The sequence below is a fragment of the Sphingobium sp. genome, assembly GCF_032153725.1.
Lineage (GTDB): Bacteria > Pseudomonadota > Alphaproteobacteria > Sphingomonadales > Sphingomonadaceae > Sphingobium.
This window is the reverse complement of the sequence record NZ_JALDYQ010000126.1, coordinates 1-6,270: the sequence shown is the minus strand read 5'-3', so window position 1 is coordinate 6,270 and position 6,270 is coordinate 1. Positions and strand designations below refer to the sequence as shown.

Genomic DNA, 6,270 nt, shown 5'->3' with positions numbered 1-6,270 from the left:
AACTTGCGACCCCTGCGATGTCAACACAGTGCTCTACCACTGAGCTACACGCCCACGGTGGAGTGGGCCAATAGCGGGGGGCGGTAGGTAGCGCAAGCAGGAAATTTCAGCTTTTCGCTATTCCTCTGGACAGCGTGCCGCCAGCCCATATGCTGCGGCGCGAAAAGGGGACGCCAGAGATCATGTTGCCATCGACAACGCCGCCTGATCGGGTCGCCGCGCGCCTGCCTGTCTACCGCCAGCTCTATGTCCAGGTGCTGATCGCGATAGCGCTGGGCGTTGCCATCGGGCATTTCTTCCCCGAAACCGGCGTCGCATTGCAGCCGCTGGGCGAGGCCTTCATCAAGCTTGTCAAGATGATCATCGCGTCGGTCATCTTCCTGACCATCGTCACGGGCGTCGCGGGCATGAAGGAACTGGGCGCGATCGGCCGCGTCGCGGCGAAGGCCTTCGCCTATTTCCTGACCTTTTCCACATTGGCGCTGATCGTCGGGCTGATCGTCGCCAATGTCGTTCATCCGGGGGCGGGCCTCAACATCGATCCAGCGACGCTGGATGCCGGCAAGGTGGCCGAATATCAGCAGCAGGCGCATGACCGGACGCTGATCGGCTTCCTGATGGACATCATTCCCGCTACGCTGATCTCGGCCGTGGCGGATGGGCATAATATCCTGCAGGTGCTGTTCGTCGCGATCCTGTTCGGCATTGCGCTCGTCATGATCGGGGAGAAGGCCGATCCGCTGATGAGGGTGCTTGAAGCGGCCAGCCATGCCATTTTCAGGTTGGTGTCGTTGCTGATGAAGGCCGCGCCCTTGGGTGCCTTTGGCGCGATGGCCTTCACCATCGGCAAATATGGCGTCGGCGCGCTCGCCAATCTGGCCGGGCTGGTGGCGACTTTCTATCTGACTTCGCTGCTGTTCGTGCTGGTGGTGCTGGGCATCGTGGCGCGGCTGGCGGGGTTCAACATCCTGCATCTGATACGCTATCTGAAGGCTGAATTGCTGTTGGTCCTCGGGACATCGTCGTCCGAAGCGGCCCTGCCCAGCCTGATCGAGAAGATGGAGCGCGCCGGATGCCGGAAATCGGTGGTCGGGCTGGTCGTTCCCACCGGCTACAGCTTCAACCTGGACGGGACCAACATCTACATGACCCTGGCGGCGCTGTTCATCGCGCAGGCCACGAATGTGCATCTGAGCCTGGAGGAGCAGATATTGCTGTTGCTGGTGGCGATGCTCTCCAGCAAGGGCGCGGCGGGCGTGACGGGGGCCGGGTTCATTACCTTGGCGGCGACGCTGTCGATCGTGCCTTCGGTGCCGGTGGCGGGCATGACGCTGATTCTGGGCGTCGACCGTTTCATGAGCGAATGCCGCAGCCTTACCAATTTCATCGGCAATGCAGTGGCGACGGTCGTCGTGTCGGTCTGGGAAAAGGGCCTCGACCGCGAGCGATTCGCCGCGGCCATGGCCGGGCAGCCGCTGGCGCCCATGCCGGATATGGAAGAAGTCCTGCCCGGCTGAACGCCCGTCAGTTGAGGCCGGTCAGGCTCTCGGTGCCGAACATCCGTTCGACTTCCAATACCAGGTCGCGCAGGTGGAAGGGCTTGGACAGGACCTTCGCCTGCGGCACCGCCTTTCCTGCCTTCAGCGTGACCGCGGCAAAGCCCGTGATGAACATGATCCGCATGTCGGGCGCCATGGCGGCGGCGTGTTGGGCGAGTTCGATCCCGTCCATCTCCGGCATGACGATGTCGGTCAGCAGCAGATCGAATCGGTCGCTGTCGATGTGCGGCACTGCCTCCGCACCGGTGGAGACGGCGACCACGTCATATCCCGATCGCTCCAGGGCACGAGCCAGATAGGCGCGCATGCTTTCATCGTCTTCGGCTAGCAGAATTCGAACCATCGCCCCGTTTATCTCGCCCCAGGCCCGTTACGGCCGACACCCCAGATCGCCACCCTTCGCAGATGGCGTGAAGCGTCTATATATGCGACAAGGTGTAAATATTATCCAGCAGAGTAACCATTTTTGGCGGACGCCCGTTGGAAGGAGATTATTTGGGACACAGCGCGCCGCCGGTTCCGACCGAAACCACAGCAGCCTATGATCTTTACGAGCCGGCCATGCCGTCCGGTCCGGTGGTCATTTCCGTGCCTCATGCGGGTCGGGATTATGATGCGGCGCTGCTGGGGCAGGCACGGGTCCGGCAGGATGTGCTGCAACGGCTGGAGGACCGCTGGGCCGATCTGCTGGCCTTGCCGCTGATCGAGCGGGGCTTTCCGGTGCTGGTGGCGCGGGTGCCGCGCGCCACGATCGACCTCAACCGGCATGAACGGGAAATCGACGTCGGGATGGTCACGGCCATTCCGCATGGCATGGCCCTTCAGAGCAGCGCCAAATTGCGCGGCGGGCTGGGCCTGATACCGCGCCGGCTGCCGGGCGCGCATGAGCTTTGGCAACGGCCGCTTGGCTGGGCGGAGGTCGAGCGCCGGATCGAACGGTACCACCGGCCCTATCATGCGACGCTGGCGCGGTTGATGCGATCGGCGCGCGACGCTTACGGCCATGCGATCCTGATCGACCTGCATTCCATGCCGCCGTTGCCGCCGCCGGCTCCGGGGCTGGTGCTGGGTGACCGTTTCGGTCGCAGCGCTTCGGCCCGGTTGATGACGCTGGCGGCGGATGTCGCGGCGGCGAACGGCCTGCATGTCGCGCAGAATCATCCCTATGCAGGGGATCATATGATCGAACGGCATGGCCGACCTGCTCATGGCCTTTATGCGATTCAACTGGAATGCGACCGCAGCCTCTATCTGGACAGCGTTCTGGATCAGCCGGGAGATGGGCTGGGACGGCTGCAGGGCGTGGTGGCGGCCATCGCAAAGGCGCTGGCCCAGGAACTGCCGCGATCGCTTTATGCGCTGGCTGCGGAATGAATGTCATAAAAATGTCATCTAACAGACCCTGAACCGTAACTTATTTTTCATATTGGCGTCCCTGATTTTCAGGGGACCCTCATGAACCGAACCTCTCAAGTGGCCGGCGGGCTGGCGATGTGCATCATGCCTTCGCCGGTCGTGGCGCAGGCCATCAGCGAAACCGAAGCCGTCGAACTGCGCGCGCAGGTCGCGGCGCTCAAGGCGCAGGTCGAACGGCTGGAAGCGCGGCTGGGCAGTGCGCCGCCGCCTTCGGCTCCCGTGGCGCAGGCCGCGCCCGCCGCGCCCAAGGCTGAGGTCGCTCCAGCGACGGCGATCAGCTGGAAGGGCAGTCCCGTCTTCAGCAATGGCTCCGCGAGCTTCAAGGTAAAGGGCCGCATTCAATATGATGCGGGCCTGCTGATGACGCCGGCCAGCGTGCAGGACCGGGCGAAGGGTTATTCCAATGAACTGCGCCGCCTGCGTCTGGGCGGGGAGGGGAAGCTGGGCGGCGGCTTCGGCTACAAGCTGGAGACGGAGCTGTCGGATAATAGTGTCGATCTGGTCGATACTTTCATCACCTATGAGAAGGGTAAGTGGCTGGCGACGCTGGGCAATCACAACCAGTTTCAGTCGCTGGACGAGCTGATCGGCGACACCAGCGGATCGGTGATGGAGCGGGCAGCCTTTACCGATGCCTTCGGGTTCGAGCGGCGGCTGGGGCTGTCGGTGCAATATCAGAGTGGGCCGCTGTTGGCGCAGGCCGGGATTTTTTCCGACAGTGCCGATTCGCTGACCAATGATGCGGATGGTCCCGAAGGGGGCGACGAAAATAACAGCTATGGGGTCGATGGCCGCCTTGTGTTCGCGCCTAAATGGGACGGGACGCAGCTGCATTTCGGGCTGTCGGGCCATTGGCGCGATTTCCAGCGGCTGTCGGAGACGCCGCAGCGCTATCGGCAACGGGCCTATCTGCACAGCGCCAATAGCCGGTTTCTGGCGACGCCGCGCATCGCCGCCAAGGGGGAGAGCCATTATGGCGTCGAACTGGCGGGCACGCAGGGGCCGTTCTGGTGGGCGGGCGAGGCGCATTGGTTGCGGGTGGCGCGGCCGGGACTGGCCGATCCGGTGTTTTTCGGCGGTTATGCGGAGATCGGGGCTTTCCTGACGGGGGAAACGCGCAGTTACAGGAACGGCATTTTTGGCAGCACCAGGCCGAAAAAGGCGGTTGGGAGCGGCGGGTCCGGTGCCTGGCAGGTGGCGTTGCGGTACGATTATCTGGACCTTGATGACCGGGATATCGTGGGGGGTAGGCAGAACGCCTATATCGCGGCGCTGGTGTGGACGCCGATCGAATTCCTGCGGTTCAACCTCAACTATGCGCGGATCGATTATCGGGATGCGGCGATTCTGGCGGGATCGCGGGCCGATTATGGCGTGGATGTCGTCGGTTGGCGGGCGGAGCTGGATTTCTGATCCTGTAGGATTTGGGTGACATAGGTGACACGGTGATGGTGCAGGAGCGCGCCGGTTTTTGGGGATTTTCCTATTTCAAAGAGCCGGGCTGGCGATAGCCTGCGCGGGTGGTTGTAGGACAGTGGAAAATGATTGGGTGGTTTTGGCCAATACTGGTCATTAAGCGTGACGTGCTCCTGCGAAGGCAGGAGCCCAGTTCAGACGTTGCCATGACGAAGTGAGGGCGGGACTGGGTTCCTGCCTGCGCAGGAACACGGTGCGTATTGAGGAATGCTCAGCTAAGCCGACCGTCCGCCATCCACCCAAAGCTGTCCTCTGGCTCTCCGACAGGAAAAAGGGCGGAACCCGAAGGTTCCGCCCTGATTTCTCCAGCCGAAGCCGGGAAGCCAAGCCCCGCTCGCGCGGGGCTTGTGACCCAATTACTTGAGTTCGACGGTCGCGCCGGCTTCTTCCAGCTGCTTCTTGACCTTCTCGGCCTCGTCCTTGCTGACGCCTTCCTTGACAGCCTTCGGCGCGCCTTCGACGAGCGCCTTGGCTTCGGTCAGGCCCAGGCCGGTGATGGCGCGGACTTCCTTGATGACGTTGATCTTCTTGCCACCGTCGCCGGTGAGAACGACGTCGAATTCGGTCTGCTCTTCAGCAGCCGGAGCAGCGGCGCCAGCAGCCGGAGCGGCGACGGCGACGGCAGCGGCGGCCGAAACGCCCCACTTTTCTTCCAGAGCCTTCGAGAGTTCAGCGGCTTCGAGGACGGTCAGGGCCGAGAGCTGATCGACCAGTGCGTTAATGTCTGCCATGTTACTAATTTCCCTTCTGGGCGGGGCCAAAGCCCCATAAATTGAGAGTTGAAAACGTTCCGTTTGGAAAAGGCGTGGCGCTTAGGCCGCGTTCTTTTCCGCATAGGCGTTGAAGACCCGTGCGAGCTGGGCAGCCGGTGCCTGGGTGACGGTTGCGAGCTTGGTCGCGGGTGCAACGAGCAACCCGACGATCTTCGCACGCAGTTCATCCAGCGACGGCATCGAGGCGAGCGCCTTGACGCCCTCCGCGTTCAGCATCACATCGCCCATCGCGCCGCCAACGATCTCAAGCTTGTCGTTGGTCTTGGCGAATTCGACCGCAACCTTGGCGGCTGCGACCGGATCGGCCGAGGAGGCGAGGCCGACCGGGCCGGTCAGCAGGTCGCTGATCCCGGCATAATCGGTGCCACCAAGGGCGATCTTGGCGAGGCGGTTCTTCGTAACCTTGTAGGTGCCACCGGCTTCGCGCATCTTCTGACGCAGGACGGTCGACTGGGCGACCGTCATGCCGAGGTTACGGGTCACGACGACCACGCCAACATCCGCCAGATATGCGTTCAGCGCGGAAACGACCTCAGCTTTCTGATTACGATCCATGCCATTACTCCACTTCATGTCCGACCGGAAAATCCGGACGAACGGCAAAAACCCGCGACGAATCGCGGGGCATTGGTCCGAAGGGGAGAGATCGACTGGCCCGCATCCTCTGAAGGAACAGGCAGACCCGGACAGGCGAAAGCCCGGCCGGCAAAGAACTTTTCCCCGTCTAGGCCGGAAATTAAGAAGGGCATATTCCCTTCACCGACTGTCTCGGACGGAAGACCCCGAAGGGGTCCGCTGCGGCGGGCCTTTACAGGGGAGGCGGTTCAAAATCAACCCATAGTTGATCTGGAGGTCGCCGTGCTCCCGCGAAGGCACTCGAACGAGACGAGTGGCTCGTGAGAGCCCGGTTCAAACTTCACCCGTTCATGCAAGCTGGGAACTGGGTTCCTGCCTTCGCAGGAACATGTTGCGAATATATGCGGGTGGGTGCTCTAGGCTGTAGTGACGATTTAATCATTTGAGCCATAGCATGATGCTTGCGAGCT

General features: G+C 62.3%; 6 protein-coding genes. 3 read left to right on the top strand and 3 right to left on the bottom strand.

The genetic code is table 11. The features are described 5' to 3' along the window. Positions 1 to 182 precede the first annotated feature (182 nt). Positions 183 to 1,517, top strand: coding sequence for a dicarboxylate/amino acid:cation symporter (locus RUH75_RS22930; RefSeq protein WP_313809523.1), 1,335 nt, complete (start codon positions 183 to 185; stop codon positions 1,515 to 1,517). 7 nt (positions 1,518 to 1,524) lie between these two features. Here RUH75_RS22930 and cpdR read toward each other — a convergent pair whose 3' ends face one another. Beyond that, positions 1,525 to 1,902 (bottom strand): cell cycle two-component system response regulator CpdR, encoded by a 378-nt coding sequence (gene cpdR, locus RUH75_RS22925; RefSeq protein ID WP_313809522.1) that lies wholly within the window; start codon positions 1,900 to 1,902, stop codon positions 1,525 to 1,527. Between the two features lie 152 nt (positions 1,903 to 2,054). Here cpdR and RUH75_RS22920 point away from each other — a divergent pair, with 152 nt between their 5' ends. After that, a complete protein-coding gene (locus RUH75_RS22920; RefSeq protein ID WP_313809521.1) occupies positions 2,055 to 2,933 on the top strand; it encodes an N-formylglutamate amidohydrolase in 879 nt (292 codons plus the stop codon). 81 nt (positions 2,934 to 3,014) lie between these two features. Then, positions 3,015 to 4,388, top strand: a complete 1,374-nt coding sequence (locus RUH75_RS22915; RefSeq protein ID WP_313809520.1) for a porin — start codon at positions 3,015 to 3,017, stop codon at positions 4,386 to 4,388. A gap of 419 nt (positions 4,389 to 4,807) precedes the next feature. Here the strand turns inward: RUH75_RS22915 and rplL are convergent, their stop codons facing one another. Further along, entirely contained in the window at positions 4,808 to 5,182 is a 375-nt protein-coding gene (gene rplL / locus RUH75_RS22910) for a 50S ribosomal protein L7/L12 (RefSeq protein ID WP_313809519.1), read from the bottom strand. Positions 5,183 to 5,263: 81 nt separating this feature from the next. Beyond that, positions 5,264 to 5,779 (bottom strand): 50S ribosomal protein L10, encoded by a 516-nt coding sequence (gene rplJ, locus RUH75_RS22905; RefSeq protein WP_313809518.1) that lies wholly within the window; start codon positions 5,777 to 5,779, stop codon positions 5,264 to 5,266. Positions 5,780 to 6,270 lie beyond the last annotated feature (491 nt).

Bases quoted from the DNA above. Each gene is read 5' to 3' on its own strand.
- RUH75_RS22930 (WP_313809523.1), top strand. From the start codon at position 183: ATGTTGCCATCGACAACGCCGCCTGATCGGGTCGCCGCGCGCCTGCCT.
- cpdR (WP_313809522.1), bottom strand. From the start codon at position 1,902: ATGGTTCGAATTCTGCTAGCCGAAGACGATGAAAGCATGCGCGCCTAT.
- RUH75_RS22915 (WP_313809520.1), top strand. From the start codon at position 3,015: ATGAACCGAACCTCTCAAGTGGCCGGCGGGCTGGCGATGTGCATCATG.
- rplL (WP_313809519.1), bottom strand. From the start codon at position 5,182: ATGGCAGACATTAACGCACTGGTCGATCAGCTCTCGGCCCTGACCGTC.
- rplJ (WP_313809518.1), bottom strand. From the start codon at position 5,779: ATGGATCGTAATCAGAAAGCTGAGGTCGTTTCCGCGCTGAACGCATAT.